The sequence below is a fragment of the Exiguobacterium sp. s142 genome, from assembly GCF_018618455.1.
GTDB classification, from domain to species: Bacteria; Bacillota; Bacilli; order Exiguobacteriales; family Exiguobacteriaceae; genus Exiguobacterium; species Exiguobacterium aurantiacum_A.
Genome location: NZ_JACSMB010000002.1, coordinates 239,218 through 260,134 on the forward strand (window position 1 = coordinate 239,218; position 20,917 = coordinate 260,134).

The window sequence follows — 20,917 nt, forward strand, 5'->3', positions numbered from 1 at the left end:
AACTGAACACAACCCCCGCCCTCATGCATGAGGACGGGGGTTGCTTGTCATTTGCGAAGCGCCTTCACTCTCGGCAAAATGTTTCGCAGTTCGAGATAAGGTGTCTTGTCGTGTGTGCTCAAGTCATCACGGTCGTACTGCGTCAAAAAGTCGATGACTTTTTTCGTGATCGGCGTCGGTGTCGACGCGCCCGATGTGACCGCGACCGTTTCGACGTCTTGAAGCCAATTGAGATCGAGCTCACTCAAATCACCGATGCGATAGGCATTCGTCCCGGCAATCTCTTTAGAGACTTGGGCGAGGCGGTTCGAGTTGTTCGATTTCGGATCACCGACGACGATGAGTAAGTCGCAGTCGCCGGCCTGTTCGGCCACGGCTTCCTGACGAACTTGTGTCGCGTTACAAATCTCGTTATGCACCTCGACGTGAGGATAGCGTTCTTGAATGAGTTCGATCAATGCCGAAACGTCCCATTGGCTCATTGTCGTCTGGTTCGTGACGAGAATGTTTGCGTCTAACAAATGATCTGGCAACGCCTCAAAATCGCTCTCGTACTGGACGAGATGGACTTTTCCAGGGGCGACTCCCATCGCGCCTTCAGGTTCGGGGTGACCGTGCTTGCCGATATAGATGACTTCGTAGCCGGCCGCTGTCTTCTCACGAATTAAATCGTGCGTGACGAGAACGTCAGGACAAGACGCATCGACAATCGTCAGTCCTTTTTCGATGGCACGCTTCCGAACGAGCGGGGAGATGCCGTGGGCCGTAAACACGACGGTCCCTTTGTCGATTGTTTCAACTGCTTGCATCCGATCCTCACCGTCTACGGTCTTGACGCCTAAGTCTTCAAACGCTTGGGTGACGTGACGGTTATGGACGATCATACCGAGTATATGGATAGGCCGTGGTAAATCTGGGTTGGCCACGGCTTCATTCGCTAATTTCATGGCATCGACGACGCCATAGCAGTATCCGCGTGGGCTAATTTTTTTAACTTTCATTTCGTGATGAACGCTCCTTTCGCGATGCTTTCCTACGTATTAGTCTAACATTGTTTCGAAAATACGAAAAGAATTGCGTGTATTCATGCTATAATCTTAAGGTTAGAAAGGAGGGACACCGTGGAACGCTTGAGAACATTGCTTGAAGTTCGAAAATCGTACTTCTTTCAAATCACATTTATTATCTTTATCATTCTTGGACTCGTCATCTCATCACTAGCTTTCTCTGCCGATCGCGTGACGGTGTCCCGCGCGGAAGAATTGGCGAAAGAACAATTTGACTATGCGATTGATGGGAGTATCGAGAACCTCGAGACAAGGCTTGGGAAATTGTATGAAGACCTCGTCTACCTTGGTGCTTATGTTGGAAACGAACCTTTGATTGAAGAGCGGATTCGGACGGGTTACTTGAACCAACGAACGAGTTTCACTTCGATCTTTTACTATGATTTACGAGAAGATGAATTCACTTGGTATTCGCAACGGCAAGTCCCCGCGATGACGTTAAAGGCTGATCCGAAATTTAAAGAAGTCATCACTTCGAACGGCGACGATTTATTCATGAGTGACCCTGTATCGATTTCTGGTGATGCCGGCACGTATCTTTACGTACCCGTCATCGAGGACAACCGACCGATTGGCATGTTTGGTGGAAGCATCAGTGTGCTTAACTCGGACCTCTATCGGCGCATGCTCGAATCCACGAACGATGATATGATTCTCTACCTCTTAAATGAGCGGGGAGAAGTGTTATCGACATCGTTTAACCTCGTCACGGATGCGGAGCGAAGGTTGTCACGCTCAATCGTCGAAACGACGGATGAGTATGACGTTCGGACGATTTTAAGTACCGAAGACGATGTCATCATGTTCGAACCGGACGCTCGAGTGAACGGATGGAGCGTATTGGCCAAGCATAGCACGGATTCGGTTTATGAGGCGGTCTATGATACACGTTGGCAATATTTGATGATTACGCTCGTCACTTTCTTCTTAAGTATTTTAGTCGGTCTCCTTCTCTCGAAGACATTGACGAGCCCGCTGCTCGAACTCGTTCAAAACATCAAGAAACAACAGTCACTCGAACCGATTTTACTCGAACGCACCGGTTCAAAGGAAGTCCAGACGCTCCTCGATACGTATAACGACTACTCGAACCGGATGGAGACGGCTCGACGTGAGCAGTTGAGCCAACAACAGCTCTTGCTCCAACAAGAGAAGCTCGCCTCGCTCGGTCAACTCGCGGCCGGGATCGCTCACGAGATCCGTAACCCGCTCACACCTGTCCAAATCACCTTGCAGATGGCGAAAGAAGGTCATGGTAGTGAAGAAATGCTCGACCTTGCACTGTCCGAGCTCAATCGGGCTAACCATTTGATTACGACGATGCTCACGCTCGCCAAACCAGATCAATCCAAGCTTCAAGAAGAGTGGCTCGACATGACCGAATTTGCGAGTCGGCTCGAGTTCTTACTCGACGCCGAATGTTATAAACGGGTGACGAAGTGGGAACTGATTGTTCCGAATGAGATGCCGCCGTTCTACTGTTCGAGCGACATGCTCGTTCAAACCATCTACAACTTGTTTAAAAACGCCGTCGAAGCCGTCGATTCAAAAGGGGCGGACGGTAGCGTCACGGTCACGGTCCTCTTCACGGAGCGGGATTATCGGTTCTTGATTGAGGATAACGGAATCGGGATGACGAAAGATCAAGTGAACACGGTCGGGTCGGCGTTCTATACGACGAAAGAGAACGGCAACGGGCTAGGGCTGTACATGATTCGAGAATCATTAAAAGCCGTAAACGGTCAAATGGAAATCGAGAGCGTTGAAGGAGAAGGTACGGCGATGATGATTAAAATCCCAAGGCGGACAAACGTATGAAGGGCTTCCGCTATTACTGGCTTTGGATTCCCGTCATCTGGGCCATGACGATTTTATTGATCACGTCGATCCAGTTGCCGGAACGCGCGACGACGAACAATGAGGTCGGCTTCGTGTTCGTCAGTGAAAAACACGAACACGCTAATAAGTTGTTAGCCGCCTTTGTACGAACGGCCAATCAAAAAGGGTTCATTCCGATTCCGACGACAAGTGAGGACTCACGTGTCTTAGAAAAAGAGAAATTGGATTCTTTGATCGAGCGCGGTGTCAAAGCCATCTTCGTGACGACGCTTGACGAGACATTCATTCAATCATCGCTCGAAAAGGCGAGAGACAAAGGGATTCCGATTATCGCAATCGACCGGATGATCGACCACGATAGCGTGCTCACGTCCGTCGTGTCCGATAACGTTGAAATCGGGCGGATGGCCGCCAACCATATTGCCGCCAAACATACCGCACTCGATCGGCCGATCCGTGTCGTCGAAGTGAGGGGAACGGCAAAAGTCCGCTCGACCATCGACCGTAGCCTCGGGTTGACCGAGTACGATAAAGCCCATGACGACCTCGAGGTCGTGGCCTCGCTCACGGGTAACTACGATCCGTTCCAAGCCGAGATCGAGATGTCGCGCTGGCTCGAGGAAGACATCCCGTTCGACGCCGTGTTTTCCCATAACGACGACAATACGTTCGGGGTCGTGAGGGCGCTCGAGAGCAAGAGACTAAATGACAAGACAATCGTGTCGGTAGACGGTGTGACAGAGATTTACCCGTTGATTCATAGCGGGAAAGTCGATGCGACGGTCGTGCAATCCCCGAACGAAATGATTGAAGTCGGGTTCAAAGCGCTCGAACAGCATTTGAGCAGTAAAAAAATCTCGGCGCACTACTATTCATCGAGTTACTTGTATGAAGGACTCGGTAAAGATTAATTGACAAATAACTAGATTCCGCTATGCTAGGAAAAGTGGAAAGAAACAGGAGGTGTATCGATTGAACAGCTTCCAACAGTTCAAATTGTTACCGTTTATCGTCGATGCCTTGACAGAAAAGCGCATCACTAACCCAACGGACATTCAGGCACGGATTATTCCAGCCGCGATGAATGGCCGTGACATCATTGGAAAATCACAAACCGGGACCGGGAAGACACTCGCGTTCCTCTTACCTATTTTAGAATCGATCGACCCGAGCGAACATGAAGTCCAAGCGATCGTTGTCGCACCGACACGCGAGCTTGCCTGGCAGATCCACGAAGAGTTGAAAACACTCCTCGTGAAGCAGCCTGACTATATTAAGACGAGTTTGATCGTCGGCGGAACTGACCGTGAACGTCAAATCGACAAGATGAAAAACCCACCACAGTTGATCATCGGGACGCCAGGCCGTCTGCTCGACTTGATGAAAGTTCAGGCGTTGTTCCCGCATAAAGTCAAACATTTCGTCGTCGATGAAGCCGATCAAATGCTTGATATGGGCTTCTTGCCAGAAGTGGACCGCATCGCGCAGTCGCTTCCGGAAAGACTGCAAACGATGGTCTTCTCAGCGACAATCCCAGAGAAGCTCGAGCCGTTCTTGAAGAAATATCTTCACGATCCGCGCTACGCTGAAGCGAGTGCCGAGCACCGCGTCGCACCGAAGATCAAGCACCACGTCATCCCGGTCCGTCACCGCGACCGCAAAGAATTGACGGTCGAAGTGGCCAAAGCGATCAATCCGTTCGTCTGCCTCGTGTTCACGAACACGAAACAAGACGCGGATGAGCTCGAGAAGTCGTTCCGTGAGGCAGGCCTCAACGTCGGGACGCTTCATGGCGACATGCAAGCCCGTCGACGCAAGCAAGCGATCAAAGACATCAACGATGCAAAATATCAATACGTGATTGCAACCGACTTGGCTGCCCGCGGGATTGATATTAAAGGTGTGTCGCACATCATCAACTTCGGTATCCCGAAAGATCTCGACTTCTACACACACCGTGTCGGCCGGACCGGTCGTGCCGGTGCCACTGGAGAAGCGTATACGCTGTATGAAGATCACGAGAACGGCCCGATCAATCGACTTGAAGAGCGTGGTTTCGCGTTCACACATGTCGATGTTAAAGGCGGGACGCTCCAAGAGATCAAGACTCGTAAACGCCGCGTGACCGACCGTAAGATGAAAGTATCGCACACGGCGCACAGCCGTATGGCCGGTGAGATCAAGAAGGCGAAGAAGAAAGTCAAACCAGGCTACAAGAAGAAGTTCAAGTATAAATTGAAAGAGACGGCTTCGCGCGAGCATATGCAACAACAGCGCACGGAACGTCGTGAGACCCGTAAGAAGAACAGACGGTAATCACTAAACAGAAGAATCGACTTCATGGAGTCGGTTCTTCTTTTTGTGTACACTAAAGGCAGAAGATTGCGAAGGAGAGTTGACTATGTTAAAAATTGGTTCACACGTTTCGGTTTCAGGTAAGAAGATGCTGCTCGCTGGCAGTGAGGAAGCCGTCTCGTACGGTGCGACGACGATGATGGTCTATACGGGCGCGCCTCAAAACACGCGTCGTAAACCGATCGAGGAGTTAAATATCGAAGCGGCGCTCCTCCACATGGCGGCGCATGACATCGAGGAGATCGTCGTCCACGCCCCATACATCATCAACTTGGGCAATACGACGAAACCCGAGACGTTCGAACTCGCGGTCTCGTTTTTGGCGGCTGAAATCAAGCGGGCCGAAGCGCTACAAGTCGCCCGCCATGTTGTCCTTCACCCAGGCGCCCATGTCGGTGCCGGCGAAGACGTTGGTCTCGCTCGCATCATCGAAGGCTTGAATGAAGTGCTAACCGGAGACGAGACGGTGAAGATCGCCCTCGAGACGATGGCAGGAAAAGGGAGCGAACTCGGAAAAACGTTTGAAGAACTCGCGACGATCATCGACGGAGTGACGCATAACGACCGGCTGTCGGTCTGTTTCGACACGTGCCACGTCCATGACGCCGGGTATGACCTCGTGGGGGATTTAGACGGCGTGATTGCCGAGTTTGACCGCATCGTCGGAATCGACCGACTCGGCGTCATCCACGTCAACGATTCGAAAAACGTGCGCGGGGCGAGAAAAGACCGCCACGAAAATATCGGCTACGGGGAGATCGGTTTTGACGCGTTGAACCGAATCATCCATCATGAGGCGTTCGCGCATTTGCCAAAAATTCTTGAAACACCTTACATTCCAATCAGCGAGAAGACGAAAGTCGCGCCGTATAAGCAAGAGATCGACATGTTCCGATTAGGCGCGTTCGACGCCGAATGGCGCGAACGATTCGCGCTCGCGCATCAATAAGCGATGAGCGTGCTAAAGATCGATCCAGAGACGTATGACGTATTTGCGGCGCTCCCGACATACTTTCGCGAACAGAGCCCTTTTTACATTGAAGGAAGCGTTGATGGACCAGCCTTGATCGAAGTCGTCGGGTATGGGATCGTCGCGGAAGTCGAGATTATGTTCGTCGAGACGACGACGCGCCCCGACGACCGGTATTGGCGAACGCATCCCGACGCTGAAGTTCGAGACTATTGTCTCGTCGATTTAGTCGGCCTTGATTTTCATCATCCGCTGCTCAAGACCGGTATGTACGACGTGTCGACATCTTATGCGACGTTAAAGGATATGTGGGACCGCGGTTATCAAGTCCCATCCCAACGCTGGACACGGCAAACGTATGAGACGCATCTAGCCAGGGAACGAATGATGATGCACCGTATCGCCTCCGTCACGGCTTGTACGAGCTGTGGAGCCGACTTGATAGACAGGTATGGGGCGATGGCCCATCGTCTGCTAGAGTACCATCTTGAAGGGGATAGCGGGATGTGGGTCTGTCCGACTTGTCATAAGGCGATCCATCATGCCGAGTAACAAAAAGAACGATGCCCGCGGGCATCGTTCTTTTTGTTTAAAATGGCCAGTTCGCGAGCGCGAATTGGTAAACTTTCATCCCGAGAAAGACGCCAAAGATTCCAATGACGCCAGGCAGAACCGGGGGGGCAGGCAACGGCAACTTCAAGGCAGTGAAAATCATGCCACAGATGAGGCCGGCGAGCAACGAGAGTAAGATTTCTTGCATAAATGATTCCTCCATATTCGAAAATGAAAGCGTTTCAACTAACTGAACGAACTAATTATACAATGTTCTTTCTCGTTTGAGAAGTCTAACATCAGTCATCAGTCATTTTCTCATTTTCGGCCCGGAGGCGAAGCACTTCACGTTCGGCCCAGTTCGACGGCTCCCGTTCGAAGACGCTCGGGATGTTGTTCCAACGGCCGCCTGTATATTGATGGATGATGATCTGCGATTGAATTTTCTCTTGGCCAGGCTCTTGCTTGATGTAGACGTAACTGCCATCGGCGCGTTGGATCCGCGCTTTGACGTTATCGACGAGCTGTAGCGCGAGCATGTCTTTAATGTATGACTTATGACCCGCATCTAGGATTGGGAACAAGATCTCGATGCGCTTTTTCATGTTTCGGGTCATCCAGTCCGCAGACGAGCAATACAAGTCTTCTTTCCCGTTTTGGTAGAAATAGAAGATGCGAGAATGTTCTAGATAGCGGTCGATGATCGAGACGACACGAATATTTTCCGAGACGCCTTTAATGCCCGGCCGCAGGCAACAGATGCCGCGAATGATCAAATCGATCTTGACCCCGGCCTGAGACGCGTCATACAGCTTCGTGATGATCGACTTGTCGGTGAGCGAGTTCATCTTGGCGACGATGCGACCGTTCCCATACTTCTCATGCAGTTTGATCTCGTCTTGAATCTTGTGAAGGAAGAAGTCGAGCATGTCGTCAGGCGACGTCTCGAACTCGTGCCAAGACGGTCGTTCACCGTAACCGGAGAGCCAGTTGAAGAAGTTGGTCGCATCTTCGGCCAAGTCCTCGTTCGTCGTCAATAAGCCGATGTCCGTATAAAGCTTCGCCGTCGAGTCGTTGTAGTTACCGGTACCGAGGTGGACGAAGCGTTGGAGGACACCTCCTTCTAGAATCCGTACGACAAGCGTGATCTTCGAGTGCGTTTTTAACTCTTTATAGCCGTAGATGACGTGGGCCCCGGCTTTTTCGAGCTGTTTCGCCCATTGAATGTTCTTCTCTTCATCGAACCGAGCCTTTAGTTCGACGAGGACGGTGACTTGTTTGCCGCTCTCGGCAGCGTCAGTGAGCGCTTTAATGATTGGTGAATCGCCAGACACACGGTAAAGCGTCTGCTTGATGGCCAAGACGTTCGGGTCTTTCGCGGCCTGGGCGATAAAGCGGACGACCGGGTCGAACGAATGGTATGGGTGATGGAGCAAGTAATCCTTTTTCAAGACGGCCTTGAACAAGTCCTTGCCGGGCTCGAGTCCTTCCGGGACGAACGGGATGAGCGTCTCGTTGATCATCTCATCATACTCGATCCCGATCTTATTATAGATGCCAAACAAGAACGTCAAATCGATCGGTCCGTCGACGACGAAAATGTCGCGGTCGTGCAGATCGAGGACGTCTTGCAACATGAACAACAGTTCTTTACTGAGTGAACGTTGTTGGACCTCGAGGCGGATGCCGACGCCGTAACGGCGTTTCTTCAATTCTTTCTCGATCTGTTTCAACACATCGTGACTGCCTTCTTCATGGAACGGCATGTCAGCGTTGCGGGTGATCCGGAACGGCATCGTCGACTCGACTTCAAAGCCTTTGAAGAGCGAATCGATGAATTGGATGATGACGTCTTCGAGCAACATCAAATCGGCATGTTCTTCGTCTTCTGTCGGCAGTTCGAGAAAACGCGGTAGGACGGCCGGTACTTGAACGAGGGCGAGTCGCTTTTTGCCTTCTGAGGTCGACGAGATTTCGACGGCGATATTGAGCGATTTTGACAACAACATCGGGAACGGGCGATATGCATCGACCGCAATCGGTGTCAAGACCGGGAAGACGTGGGTCCGGAAATACAGTTTGACAAAATCAAGCTGCTCTTTGTTCAAGTTCTTCGGACGTAAAAAGCGGACATTTTCGTTTCCGAGCTGTTTGACGATTTTTTTATACGTCGCATATTGGACTTCGACGAGTTCTTGAGCCTTGATCGAGATCGCTTTAATTTGCTGCTTCGGTGTCAGCCCGGCCTTGTCCTCCGGTTGGTTGAATCCGGCGAGCACCTCGTCTTTCAGTCCTCCGAAACGGACCATGTAGAACTCATCGAGGTTTGCACTGAAGATGCCGAGGAATTTGAGGCGTTCCATGAGCGGATTGCGGTCATCGATCGCTTCTTGGAGCACGCGCTCGTTAAAGCTGAGCCAGCTCAATTCGCGGTTGTTAAAATGTTCGGGTAAGTAAGTTGTCATAAAGTAATCCTCTCCTCTACGCGTAGCTCGATCGTCGTTTCGATCGCGCGTTCTAAATGCTTTTTGTGACGGATGCCGCGCTGCAGTTCAAAGCGCGGGGACGTCGTTGTTTGAAGGGTGAAGGCAAGCCCGTCGTCTGTTGTCTCGACGTCGATGTCCTCGACGACTTGACGCTCGGTCAAATCGAGCGCGTCGACAAGTTTGACGATTGACCCGATCAGCTCTAGACTCTTCAACATTTTCGAGTCGAACCATTCAGGGAAGCCCTCGATATGCTGTTCGAGCAGGCGCCGTGACTTGTAAGACGTGACGAGCGCCAGGGCGAGCCGGTCTTCGTTGTTCATGCCTTTAAAGTCATTTGTCGTGATCAAATGGAACGTGTGGTCGCTCTTGTTGTTATGGTCGATGTATTCACCGACGTAAGCGAGACGGCAAGCCGCTTCTAACAGTCCCGGTTCGAACGGTTTTGGTTTGATCGTCTTCGCCTCGATCAAGCCCATATAAATTTGACGGGCCAGATGGACGAGATGACGATGCCGGACCGGATCGACGTCGTATTGTTTCTCGAAGTGGCGGAAACTTTCTTCTTTGACATCAGCGAAACGGATCTCGTTGTTCTCTTTTAAATAGTATTCATAAAATAGCCCTTCCCGCAGACCGTTATTACTCATCGTAAACTCAGGCACTTTTAAATAGCGGGCCAGTTCATCGATTGCGGTCACGGCCGGAGCGATAATGTCCATCCGATCTTTTGACAGGCCATCGAGTCGTCCGAGTTGTTTCGTCGACATGTCGATCAGTTCATCGACGACCTCGTGAAGCCGGTCGGCACCAAGTGTATATTGATGGATGCCTTCAAGCGGGAAGTGGGACAACGACTGTTCGACGCGGACGAGGTTTCGGGCGGTCCCGCCGACACCGACGAGCGGAACACCGTGAGGAACGAGCCAATCGATGTCTTTGAACGCTTTCTTCAAGAACGCGGTCAGTTGTTTCCGCTCATCTTTCGAGAGCGTGTCGCCTGACATAAAATCGTTCGTCAACGTGACGGCACCGAACGGGAAACTATGATAAAAGACGAGCTCGCGGTCTTTGAAGTAAGTCACTTCCATTGAGCCGCCGCCGATGTCGACCGAATAGCCGTCTTCGATATAAGTCGAGTTGACGATGGCCGAGTATCCGTAATACGCCTCTTCATAGTCACTCAACAAGCGGATCTCCATCCCGGTCGCGTCAAGGACCTCGTTTAAAATCGCTTCAGAATTGCTGGCGTTGCGGATGGCTGCGGTCGCGACCGGCAACATCTCTTTGACGCCATGATGCTTGTTCAGACTGATGAAATGGTCGAGTGTCTCGATTAACGATTGGATGCCCATTTCGGACAGTTCGTTCGCATCGGTGATGTGACTCGAGAGCCGAGCGACTTCTTTCACGTTCAACCGTTCGAAATATTGGCCGTGTCGATTCACTTCAAAAATGACGTTGCGAATCGAGTTTGACCCGATATCAATGACTGCTAATTTTTTTTCCACGGTAAATCCCCCTCTGCGATACCTCTAGTGTACAACGAACACTAGACAAACTCATCTTGATTTTGTGTGAAGACGTGACGACGAGCGCCTCGATCTTCTCAAACTTGAAGCATTTAATAATATTCTGTATAATACAGACGCTGAGCAAGTAGAAATGATTACGATTTATCAAACGAGAGAAGGGTAGCTCATGACGACATCTGTCGTAAAATTAGATCATGTTTCGTATTATTATGATGGCACGGCCGCACTTCGGGACGTGTCCATCGATATCAAGCAAGGTGATTTCGTCGCCATCGTCGGCGAGAACGGGTCAGGCAAGTCGACGTTGATTCGGACGATCCTTGGTCTATTGAGCCCGCAGGCGGGAACGGTCGAACTGTTCGGTCGCCCGCAAGGCCAATTCAAGGACAAGTCCCGTATCAGTTACGTTTCCCAAAAAGCGGCGTCGTTTAACTCGGGGTTTCCGGTGACGGTCGAAGAAGTCGTCGCCATGGGCCGGTACGGACGGCTAGGCCTGTTCAAGCGATTGAACATGGAAGATAAGGCCGCCATTCAAAATGCACTCGAGACGGTCAACATGTGGCAGTATCGGAATCGCAAAATCGGAAGCCTGTCCGGTGGGCAGCAGCAGCGTGTGTTCATCGCCCGGGCCATCGTCAACCAACCCGATTTGCTCATCTTGGATGAGCCGACGGTCGGGGTCGACCAAAAGCATCTGCGGGACTTTTATGAAGTGCTCCACTTGTTGCGCGAGCAGACGTCGTGCACGTTCATCCTCGTCACGCACGATTTAAACGTCGTCACCGACCTCGTCACGAAAGTCGTCCATCTTGACCGGGGACGTATGGCCTGTAACTGTGGGTTGAAAGAGTATAGCGAACTAGGAGAACTTGCCGCCATCAAGCCGTATCCCGTCAAAGTCCTCGTTCATGAAGGTATGTCATGATTGCCGACTTGTTAACCTATAGTTTTTTACGTTATGCGTTCATAGCGGCCGTCGTCATCGGGTTTACGGCCCCGTTGATCGGTTCTTTCGTCGTCGTCAGACGGATGAGTCTGATTGCCGACGCTTTGTCACACGTGACACTCGCCGGCATCTCCTTCAGTTTGTTTCTCGGACAGTATGTCTTGTTCTTCTCTGACTTGAATCCGCTCTACCTCGGGACGCTCGTCTCGGTGCTCGCGGCGCTCGGTCTCGATTGGCTCCGCAATAAGTACGTCCATTTCCAAGAGCTGTCGATCCCGATCATGATGTCGGCGGGGATGGGGCTGAGCGCGATCTTCATTTCGTTGTCGCGAGGCTTCTCGGTCGATTTGTCGACGCTGTTGTTCGGTTCGATTTCAGCGGTCAGTCCGTCTGATATCGGTTTGATTCTAGCTGTCGCGCTCATCACGGTCATCGTCATCGTCGTGTTTTATAAACAGCTCTTGTTCTTGTCGTTCGATGAAGAACAAGCGAAAGTGTCCGGATTGCCGAGCACGTTGTTACACATGTTGTTCATGTTCGTCGTCGCGCTCGTCATCGCCGTCAGTATGCGGATCGTCGGCACGTTGCTCGTCTCAAGCTTGATCACGTTACCGGTCGCGGCCGCACTCCGGTTCACGAACAGTTTCAAACAGACGATTGTTTGGGCAATCGTGTTCGGTGAGCTTGCGACGATCGGGGGACTTGTCCTCGCCTACGAACTAGACGTCGCCCCGGGCGGTGTCATCGTCTTGCTCGCCGTCTTGATTTTGGCTGCCGTCATGTTGTTTGAGAAGATCGGCTCGTTACGGAAGAAGGAGGTACTCCATGAAACAGACTGAACAAATCGAACGGTTGCAATCGTCGTCGTTGAAAGTGACGCCGAAACGGATTGAGATGTACGCTTATTTGGCGGCCGAAGAACGCTACGTCAGTGCGAAAGACGTCCTGGATTATATGCGTTCGAAACATCCGACGATGAGCTTTGATACGGTCTACCGAAACTTGAAGTCGTTTGCGGAGGAAGGGTTGCTCGAAGCGACCGAGTTGAACGGTGAGAAAGCGTTCCGGGTCACGTGTGGCTCATCGCACCACCACCATCATTTGATCTGCCGCGGGTGCGGCAAGACGAAACTGCTCGAACTTTGCCCGATGCGTTACGTAGAGACGCTTGACCCCGATTTTGAGGTCATCGATCATAAATTTGAGATTTACGGGTATTGTAAACAATGTAAGTAAGGAGGTTGATTACTGCAACTTCCTTTTTTGTGTACATATAAGGAAGGAGTGAGTCGATGATTTATACGGCAAGCGATATCAAGCGAGCGGATGAACGGGCTTTTGCGCACGGGACGACGCCCGAAGCCTTGATGGAGCGGGCGGCGCTGGCCTTGACGAATCGTTTGGTGATTCGAGCAGAGGCGTCCGTCCTCGTCGTCTGTGGACGAGGGAATAACGGGGGCGACGGTTGGGTCATCGCCCGTGAACTGCACCGGCGTGGGTATGACGTCAGCGTCTGGGCACCACTCGGCGAGCCGAGATCGCCAGAAGCCTTGACACACGCAGCGTTAGCGAAGCAAGTGGTCCCGGTCGTAGATGATCCGAGACGGACGGACTATATCATCGACGCCTTGTTCGGAGTCGGCCTGGACGGACCGGTCACAGGGAAAGCGAGAGACGTGATCACCTGGATGTGCGACCAAGCGGCGACGGTGATCGCGGTCGATGTCCCGTCCGGTGTGCCGAGCGACGAGACGAGCCGGTTCGACGGGCACGCGATCAAAGCCGATCAGACGTTGACGTTACATGGTTACAAGCGAAGTGCGTTCTTGAATCAAACCGCACCGTTTTACGGGAAAGTCGAACGAATCGACATCGGATTGCCCGAGGCGTCGAACTGGCGCGTGTTGACGGAGACCGATTTTGATCGCGGTCTGTTATCCCGTGATCCATATGGCCATAAATCGACTTACGGTCATGGTCAGCTCGTCGGCGGGAGCCGCCACTTGATCGGGGCACCGTTTCTAGCAGCGCAGGCCGCCCTTCGGAGCGGACTCGGACTACTCGATTTGGCGGTGCCGGCTGAGGCGATGGCACTGGCCGCAACGTTACCGGAGGCGATGTTTTACGAGATCGACGCCATACCGGACGCGCGGTATGCGGCGACGGCGATCGGTCCCGGCATGGTCGAGGATGAACGGATGACAAAAGCTTGGCAAACCATCAAGAAACGGACGACGCCGATCATCATCGATGCCGGTGCGCTGACGAAGGAACACTTACAGGCGTCGGGCCCATTGACGCTCACCCCGCATCCCGGTGAACTTGCCCGGTTGACGGGACAGACGGTCGAGATGATCGAGGCAGACCGGTTCAAGGCCGCATCAGACTTTGCGAGGCAACATGGGGTTCATCTCATTCTAAAAGGGACGTACACGTTGATCGTTTCGCCAGACGGGACTGGTGCCGTCAACACGGTCGCAGCACCGGCACTCTCGAAAGGCGGGAGCGGTGACGTCCTGACCGGCATGCTGCTCGCGCTTTGGGCCCGGAGTGCGCGGATCGAGCCGGAGCAGCCCCCGAACGAACAAGCCGTCCTATGGCACGCGTTAGCCGCTAGGTCGGCGAGTGAACGGATCCATCCGGCAAGCGTTCTCGCGAGCGATGTCATCGAGGCGATCGGACGGGTATAAAAAAGAGGAATCCGGCGGCGGATTCCTCTTTTTTATAGGGTGATGATGGATTTTGTAGTCTCGAAGTTGTCGACGAGATGGAGTGCCTCGTTCCAAGACGTGATTCGTTTCACCCCGTCCGGTAACGGTCGACGATTATACGGGGCGTCGAACAAGAGCACCGGAATCAATGTCTGTTCATGGATCGAGATGGCATTCTCATAGCGGTCCTCCATGAACAAGTCGAGCGCGAGATCTTTGACGACGCCGACTTTGTCGTGACTGCCTGTCATGATCAATGAGTCGAGCGGCAGTTCGTACTGTTTGATCCAGTCCTCGGTGACGGAGCGGACGGCCTCGCTGCGCGCTGTCACGTAGTGAAGTTGGTGCGTTTTCCGAATGTGCCAGAGCACTTCGTTCACTTCAGAGTGAGGGAGTGAACGCCGATAGATGGCTTCTTCATGACCGTGTTCAATCATGAACGTCCAAAAATCATGTTGCGTCATATTCGTGTACGTATGGAGCTCGTATTCGGTCGCCTGATGATAATCGATGGCGTAACCGAGCATGTCGTTCATATAGTGAAAGCAACTTTGCGGATCCGTGACGGTTCCGTCTAAATCTATCCCAATGTGCATCTTGATTCCTCCTTGCCATAACACTCATTGTATCAAAAGCCCGCTCGGTTGCAACCGAGCGGGCGAGAGATTAGTTAGATTGGTTGGCAAGTTGTTGTTCTTCAAGCTCACGCGCGGCAAGTTTCTCGGCGACGATGGCGTCGATTTCTTTCTTCAACTCTTCGACCATCGTTGCTTCCGGTACTTTACGGATGATTTTCCCGTGACGGAAGAGCAGGCCTTCGTTACGGGCACCGGCGATGCCGATGTCCGCCTCACGTGCTTCCCCCGGTCCGTTGACCGCGCAGCCGAGGACGGCGACTTTGATGTTGACGTTAATGTTTTGGATGTACTCTTCAACTTCTTTCGCAATCGAGATCAAATCGATTTCGATGCGGCCGCATGTCGGGCAAGAGATGAGCGTCGCGGCGTTAGCGGCTAGGCCGAACGACTTGAGCACTTCTTTGGCGACTTTGATCTCTTCGACAGGGTCGTCAGACAGCGACACACGAACCGTCGAGCCGATTCCGAGTGAGAGGATCGCACCGAGTCCGGCCGCTGATTTGAGTGATCCTGAGAACAGCGGTCCTGATTCAGTGATCCCGACGTGGAGCGGGTAGTCGAACGTCTTCGCGGCGAGCGTGTACGCCTCGAGGGCAAGGTTCACGTCAGACGCTTTGAGCGAGATGATCGTGTTGTAAAAACCGAGGTCCTCTAAAATCTTGACGTGATGCATCGCACTTTCGACCATGCCTTGAGCTGTCGGATATCCGTATTTTTCGAGGAACTGCTTCTCGAGCGAACCGGCGTTGACACCGATGCGGATCGGGATGCCTTTCGCTTTAGCGGCGTTAACGACCGCTTCGACTTTCTCGCGGCGACCGATGTTACCAGGGTTGATCCGAATCTTGTCGACACCGCTTTCGATGGCTTTCAACGCCAATTTGTAGTCGAAGTGAATATCGACGACGAGCGGGATGTTGATGCGGCTCTTGATTTCAGCGAGCGCGTCGGCCGCTCGCTCATCTGGACAAGCGACGCGGACGATTTGGCAACCTGCTTCTTCCAGACGTAAAATTTCGGCGACAGTTGCTTCGACGTCGTGCGTTTTCGTCGTCGTCATCGACTGAATGACGACTTCATCAGATCCTCCGATGATGACGTTGCCGACACGAATCGGACGAGTTAATGAACGGTGTAAGATTTCTGACATATACGTAATCTCCTTCTTTTGGAAAGGTTCCAATCGATTTAGATGGTTGGTTTCTTTCTTATCATAACGAAATGTTTGTGAAAAAGCACCCGGCAAGCGCTCCTGAGATGTGCTCTTTACAAAGCCTAACGTTATCTTAACAGAGGCTTCATAATTTTCCACCGTCTCAAGACCGATATATCGGACGAATAGTAACTTGAGAAAGGTGAGGATTAGATGTGTTAACGCGATTGCAACAGCTGAGGAAAAAGCGACGTCCCGACGGCGTCAAAATTGAGCGACGTCTCCAATGGACGCTGATGCCGCTTGTCGTCATCCTGTTTTTGACGACGTTCGGTTGGTTCGCCCTGAAAGCGGAACACCTGTTGACAGCTGAAGTCGAGAAGCGCTTACTCCGAGAAGCGACAGTCATGCGCGAGACGGTCAAAACGACGTACGGGGCGTACCTATCAAATGAAAAAGGGTTGGTACGCTCGTTGAAGTCGACGTATATGCAACAGGCGTCAATTTTATCAGCGGACGGACTCGAGGCCGGTCAGTATTTGATACGAGACGAGCAAGTCGAGCAATTGACAGGAAAAAAAGCGAGCAAGCAGCTTGAAGACAAATTTAATGAAGTGACAGTGAACGAACTCGCAGTCATTGAACGAGACGATTTCTTTTTAGCAGCGGTTCCGATCCCAGAACTACAAGCTCATTACGTATTGGCTGTCACGAGACAATCGGTACTTGGGTCGATGTGGGAACTTCGACAGGCGCTTTTCGCTGTGATTGTCATAGCTATGGGAATCATTATCTATTTATTTTCTCGGATGATCCGTCGCGAAGTCAGACCGTTATCGCAGTTTGCAACGCGACTGCGTGAGGCGGTAGAGACGCGTGCTTTCAAAGAAGTAGACTTAGGAGCCAAGTCGTTCGAGATCCGTAGTTTAGAGCGTGAATACAATACGTTCATCGGTCTATGGAAAAAATCGTTGCTGACGATGGACGAGACGTCTTTGGCGTTTGAGACGAGCTTGCCGACGTTCATGCGGCAACTTGCATCAAATGAACAACAAGTTGTCGCCTTTAAAGAAGTCGCAAGTACAGTCGAACAGACGAGTCGATCGTATCAGGCGTTCACGAGCGAATCGACGCATCGCTTTACGGACATTGCGGCCCATGTCGCGGCACTCAAACAAGATATTTCGGCTGTCGACTTGAGAGCGGTAGCGCTGCAACAAACGATTTCGAGCGAAATTGCCTCGTTTGCTTCGGTCAGAGGCGTGAGCGAGCAGTTCAAAGAGAAGGCGGGCGGTATCCAAGAACGTTTACGCGACAGCGCGGAAACGTCAGAACGAGCCGACGAAGCGCTTCAGACGATTTTGTCGGTCGCGGCAGCCACGAAGATGTTGGCACTGAACGCCTCGATCGAAGCGGCTCGTGCCGGGGAACACGGAAAAGGGTTTGCTGTCGTCGCTCACGAAGTCGGTCAGCTAGCGAAAGTGACGAATGAATCTTCGATACTTGCCGTTGCGGCGATCGGACAAATCAAATCCGAACGGGAAGAAATTTTTAGCGATATGATCCGCTTCGGCGACGATATCCTTCATCTAGGTGAGACGTTGGACCGAGTTGAAGCAGGGATTGCGAAAATCGATCACGAAGTGCGCGATCAGATGCTTGAGTTCCAATCGATCACGGATCAGACGGCCGCAACGGGAAGCCAGTTGCTCCACATGGCGGAAGCGAACGAACAACTGAAAGAAATCGGCTTGGCGCTCGAGCGGAAGTTGAACGAATTGTACGAAGGGGTCGAAGTATGGACGGACGTTCAAGCAACGTTACAAGCAGCCGGGACAGACCTCGGTCATCAAAGTCGACGGCTGCAGGAAGTACTTACTGAACTTGCACCGAAGACGTGATAAAACTCGGGACAGCGCGTATTAGCGCCGTCCCGAGTTTTTTTGTTTGAGCGGAATTTGGAATAGCGGGACGGTCAAGAAGACGATCGTGACAACGAAGCCGAGCCAAAGAAATGCGGGCACGGCGTGATACAAGGCGACGAGCACGAGCGTCGGGACGAGTGTCATCGCGACCGCGTAAGGCCAAGCTTGCCGATACGGCCACGGTTTCTTCATTCGAAGTCTCGTCACGAGTTGAACGAACAAGGAGGCGACGGCGACCCACATCATATAGAAGAAGAAGATGGCGAACCCGTGTAAAAACAACCACATCGGTGCGAAAAAATCGGGTCGCAAGACGAGGTAATCTAAGACAGTCGCGACGCTTGTAAAGACGAGGCTCGCCAACATATAAGCGTGCAGCGGAGCCAGACGGAGCCGTAGCGTTTGCTTCGTAGGCAGCAGGCTATGGCGGATAAACATTGATGTCGTTTTAAGCATACATACAAAACCCCATTCTGTTATAGTACAAAAAACTAAAATCAAACTAAAATAATACAGTCAGTTAATAAAACCTTAACATTAAACGTGTTTACATCGACTAGATGATGCAGGCATAATGAGTAGGGCAACAAGAACCAATTAAACACAACCAATTCACAATCAAAAGGGGTACAAAAATCGTGGAATACAATTTGCAAGAAATGTTATTCATGTTTTTTGGAGGATTAGGGATCTTCCTATTCGGCATCAAATCGATGGGAGACGGCCTTCAAAAGTCTGCAGGAGATCGACTCCGCGACATCCTTGATAAGTATACAACGAATCCATTCCTCGGAGTACTAGCCGGGATTATCGTTACGATTCTTCTTCAAACGTCTACAGGTACGACAGTTATCACGGTCGGTCTTGTCAGTGCCGGCTTCATGACGCTCCGTCAAGCGATCGGTGTCATCATGGGTGCAAACATCGGGACAACGGTGACAGCGTTCATCATCGGAATTGATATCGGTGAGTATGCGCTCCCGATGATTGCCGTCGGTTCTGCACTGTTGTTCTTCTTTAAAAAAGAGAAGTTTCAACATATGGGTCAAATCATCTTTGGCGCCGGAGCTCTCTTCTACGGTCTTGAACTTATGGGAGACGGCATGCGTCCGCTCCGTACGAGCGAGTACTTCTTCGAACTCACACAGTCGATGAGTCAAAACCCGATCCTCGGAGTTGTCGTCGGTACGGTGTTCACGTTGATCGTTCAATCGTCGTCAGCGACGATCGGTGTTCTGCAGGAACTATACGCCGGTGGTTCAATCGACTTGAAGGCCGCTCTACCGGTCTTGTTCGGTGATAACATTGGGACGACAATCACAGCGGTTCTCGCTGCACTCGGTGCGTCAGTCGCGGCTCGTCGCGCTGCTGCGGCCCACGTCATCTTTAACTTGGTCGGGACGGCCATGTTCTTGATTATCTTACCGCTCTTTACGCAATATATTTTCTGGATTACAGACTTCCTTAACATTGAAGCGAAGATGCAAATCGCCTTTGCCCACGGTACGTTCAACGTCGCCAACACATTGATCCAGTTCTGGTTCATCGGAACGATTGCTTGGGTCGTGACGAAACTCGTACCAGGTGAAGATTCAATCGTTGATACGAAAGCGCAACACTTGGACCCAATCTTCATTCAACAGTCGCCTTCAATCGCGGTCGAGCAAGCTAAATATGAAGTCATCCGCATGGGCGATTTCGCGAAACTCGGTCTTGATGAGGCACGTTCTTATATGGAGACTGGTGACAAGAAGCACGCGGAAAAATCAGCGCACATTGAAGATGCGTTAAACTCGCTTAACTCTAAAATCACGGATTATCTTGTTCAACTCGCGGCAGTCGATTTGACAGAGCACGAATCACAACAGCATAAGACACTCATGCATGCCATCAACGACATCGAGCGAATCGGTGACCACGTTGAGAACATCATCGAGTTGATCGACTATAAGACGGCGACGCGCATCACGCTCTCGCCGGGAGCCCAAAAAGAATTGACGGAAATGTATGATCTGACACGGGCCACACTCGAGAAGTCACTCCAAACGCTCGCGAGCGGTGACATGGTCGAGGCGCGTCAAGTCATCGAGATGGAAGCGAAACTCGACATGCTCGAGCGCCAGTTCCGTAAAAATCATGTCGTTCGTTTGAACACAGGTGAATGTGACGGCCAAGCTGGTATGTTCTTCGTCGATATGCTCTCGAACCTTGAACGGATCGGTGACCATGCGATGAACATCACGGAAATCACACTCGAAGATGCGACGAACGAAGTATCGGTCTAACGTTTCGAAAAAGTTCTGCTACTTAAGTTATAAGTAGTAGGACTTTTTTGCGTACATATGACTTTTCATTGACAGTGGCGGCTGCATTCAGTATATTATTACTGTATAACAACGTGGCGGTGTAGCTCAGCTGGCTAGAGCGTACGGTTCATACCCGTGAGGTCGTGGGTTCGACTCCCTCCGCCGCTACCAATAAGGACCCTTAGCTCAGCTGGTTAGAGCAGACGGCTCATAACCGTCCGGTCGTAGGTTCAAGTCCTACAGGGTCCATCGAGGGCAGCTTTCTAATGAAAGCTGCAGGCTGTTGACGAACCAATTCGCGAAAAGCGAATTGGTTCGTCTTTTTTTATGTTCGATGACCTCGAGGCGCTCTGCCCGGCACAAGATTGAAAAAATGGTATGTATAAGATCTCTCCAGGCCAATAAACTGGCCAGCTTCTTCATGTTTTGTGCGG

At 51.6% G+C, this 20,917-nt stretch carries 19 protein-coding genes and 2 tRNA genes; 13 read left to right on the forward strand and 8 right to left on the reverse strand.

The window, feature by feature from the left end:
• Nucleotides 1–47: 47 nt before the first annotated feature.
• Complete coding sequence (locus tag KNP77_RS03640; RefSeq protein ID WP_131463783.1) at nt 48–1,001, reverse strand: 4-hydroxy-3-methylbut-2-enyl diphosphate reductase; 954 nt, start codon at nt 999–1,001, stop codon at nt 48–50.
• A 120-nt stretch (nt 1,002–1,121) separates the two neighbouring features.
• Here KNP77_RS03640 and KNP77_RS03645 point away from each other — a divergent pair, with 120 nt between their 5' ends.
• From KNP77_RS03645 to KNP77_RS03665, 5 genes are all read left to right on the forward strand, one after another.
• Nucleotides 1,122–2,885, forward strand: coding sequence for a sensor histidine kinase (locus KNP77_RS03645; RefSeq protein ID WP_071397766.1), 1,764 nt, complete (start codon nt 1,122–1,124; stop codon nt 2,883–2,885).
• Nucleotides 2,882–3,817 carry a sugar ABC transporter substrate-binding protein gene (locus KNP77_RS03650; protein ID WP_071397765.1) on the forward strand — a complete coding sequence of 312 codons (936 nt, stop codon included), beginning with the start codon at nt 2,882–2,884 and terminating at the stop codon, nt 3,815–3,817. The genes KNP77_RS03645 and KNP77_RS03650 overlap by 4 nt, the downstream gene beginning before the upstream one ends.
• Before the next feature lie 61 nt (nt 3,818–3,878).
• The gene (locus KNP77_RS03655) at nt 3,879–5,222 is read left to right on the forward strand and encodes a DEAD/DEAH box helicase (protein ID WP_071397764.1); all 1,344 of its coding nucleotides are present in this window, start codon (nt 3,879–3,881) and stop codon (nt 5,220–5,222) included.
• Nucleotides 5,223–5,307: 85 nt separating this feature from the next.
• The gene (locus KNP77_RS03660; protein ID WP_214888600.1) at nt 5,308–6,210 is read left to right on the forward strand and encodes a deoxyribonuclease IV; all 903 of its coding nucleotides are present in this window, start codon (nt 5,308–5,310) and stop codon (nt 6,208–6,210) included.
• Between the two features lie 3 nt (nt 6,211–6,213).
• Entirely contained in the window at nt 6,214–6,783 is a 570-nt protein-coding gene (locus KNP77_RS03665; RefSeq protein ID WP_214888603.1) for a hypothetical protein, read from the forward strand.
• A gap of 37 nt (nt 6,784–6,820) precedes the next feature.
• On the opposite strand, the gene KNP77_RS03670 is transcribed toward KNP77_RS03665, so the two are convergent.
• The 3 genes from KNP77_RS03670 to KNP77_RS03680 form a co-directional block, all read right to left on the reverse strand.
• Nucleotides 6,821–6,991: a DUF1427 family protein gene (locus KNP77_RS03670; RefSeq protein WP_021065708.1), complete on the reverse strand. Its 171-nt coding sequence runs from the start codon at nt 6,989–6,991 to the stop codon at nt 6,821–6,823.
• Between the two features lie 91 nt (nt 6,992–7,082).
• Nucleotides 7,083–9,248 carry an RNA degradosome polyphosphate kinase gene (locus tag KNP77_RS03675; protein ID WP_214888606.1) on the reverse strand — a complete coding sequence of 722 codons (2,166 nt, stop codon included), beginning with the start codon at nt 9,246–9,248 and terminating at the stop codon, nt 7,083–7,085.
• A complete protein-coding gene (locus KNP77_RS03680) occupies nt 9,245–10,780 on the reverse strand; it encodes a Ppx/GppA phosphatase family protein (RefSeq protein ID WP_214888609.1) in 1,536 nt (511 codons plus the stop codon). Before KNP77_RS03680 ends, KNP77_RS03675 begins: the two co-directional genes overlap by 4 nt.
• A 190-nt stretch (nt 10,781–10,970) precedes the next feature.
• Here KNP77_RS03680 and KNP77_RS03685 point away from each other — a divergent pair, with 190 nt between their 5' ends.
• From KNP77_RS03685 to KNP77_RS03700, 4 genes are read left to right on the forward strand one after another with little or no spacing between them, the layout of a single operon-like run.
• The gene (locus KNP77_RS03685; RefSeq protein WP_070327013.1) at nt 10,971–11,729 is read left to right on the forward strand and encodes a metal ABC transporter ATP-binding protein; all 759 of its coding nucleotides are present in this window, start codon (nt 10,971–10,973) and stop codon (nt 11,727–11,729) included.
• Nucleotides 11,726–12,589 carry a metal ABC transporter permease gene (locus KNP77_RS03690; protein WP_131442970.1) on the forward strand — a complete coding sequence of 288 codons (864 nt, stop codon included), beginning with the start codon at nt 11,726–11,728 and terminating at the stop codon, nt 12,587–12,589. Before KNP77_RS03685 ends, KNP77_RS03690 begins: the two co-directional genes overlap by 4 nt.
• Nucleotides 12,576–12,986: a Fur family transcriptional regulator gene (locus KNP77_RS03695; protein ID WP_070327015.1), complete on the forward strand. Its 411-nt coding sequence runs from the start codon at nt 12,576–12,578 to the stop codon at nt 12,984–12,986. Before KNP77_RS03690 ends, KNP77_RS03695 begins: the two co-directional genes overlap by 14 nt.
• 56 nt (nt 12,987–13,042) lie before the next feature.
• A complete protein-coding gene (locus tag KNP77_RS03700) occupies nt 13,043–14,440 on the forward strand; it encodes an NAD(P)H-hydrate dehydratase (protein ID WP_214888612.1) in 1,398 nt (465 codons plus the stop codon).
• Nucleotides 14,441–14,472: 32 nt separating this feature from the next.
• On the opposite strand, the gene KNP77_RS03705 is transcribed toward KNP77_RS03700, so the two are convergent.
• Entirely contained in the window at nt 14,473–15,057 is a 585-nt protein-coding gene (locus KNP77_RS03705) for a hypothetical protein (RefSeq protein WP_251138899.1), read from the reverse strand.
• A gap of 70 nt (nt 15,058–15,127) precedes the next feature.
• Nucleotides 15,128–16,249, reverse strand: coding sequence for a flavodoxin-dependent (E)-4-hydroxy-3-methylbut-2-enyl-diphosphate synthase (gene ispG, locus KNP77_RS03710; protein WP_016508052.1), 1,122 nt, complete (start codon nt 16,247–16,249; stop codon nt 15,128–15,130).
• Nucleotides 16,250–16,467: 218 nt separating this feature from the next.
• Here ispG and KNP77_RS03715 point away from each other — a divergent pair, with 218 nt between their 5' ends.
• Nucleotides 16,468–18,153, forward strand: coding sequence for a methyl-accepting chemotaxis protein (locus tag KNP77_RS03715; protein ID WP_214888627.1), 1,686 nt, complete (start codon nt 16,468–16,470; stop codon nt 18,151–18,153).
• 21 nt (nt 18,154–18,174) lie between these two features.
• Here KNP77_RS03715 and KNP77_RS03720 read toward each other — a convergent pair whose 3' ends face one another.
• Nucleotides 18,175–18,633: a DUF1189 domain-containing protein gene (locus KNP77_RS03720; protein ID WP_251138900.1), complete on the reverse strand. Its 459-nt coding sequence runs from the start codon at nt 18,631–18,633 to the stop codon at nt 18,175–18,177.
• Between the two features lie 182 nt (nt 18,634–18,815).
• On the opposite strand from KNP77_RS03720, the gene KNP77_RS03725 reads away from it, so the two are divergent.
• From KNP77_RS03725 to KNP77_RS03735, 3 genes are all read left to right on the forward strand, one after another.
• Nucleotides 18,816–20,462 (forward strand): Na/Pi cotransporter family protein, encoded by a 1,647-nt coding sequence (locus tag KNP77_RS03725; RefSeq protein WP_214888630.1) that lies wholly within the window; start codon nt 18,816–18,818, stop codon nt 20,460–20,462.
• A gap of 115 nt (nt 20,463–20,577) precedes the next feature.
• Nucleotides 20,578–20,654 (forward strand) — tRNA-Met (locus KNP77_RS03730).
• A 4-nt stretch (nt 20,655–20,658) separates the two neighbouring features.
• Nucleotides 20,659–20,732 (forward strand) — tRNA-Ile (locus tag KNP77_RS03735).
• Here KNP77_RS03735 and KNP77_RS03740 read toward each other — a convergent pair.
• The coding region (locus tag KNP77_RS03740; protein ID WP_214888632.1) for a hypothetical protein at nt 20,721–20,917 on the reverse strand (197 nt) is incomplete at its 5' end. The genes KNP77_RS03735 and KNP77_RS03740 overlap by 12 nt on opposite strands.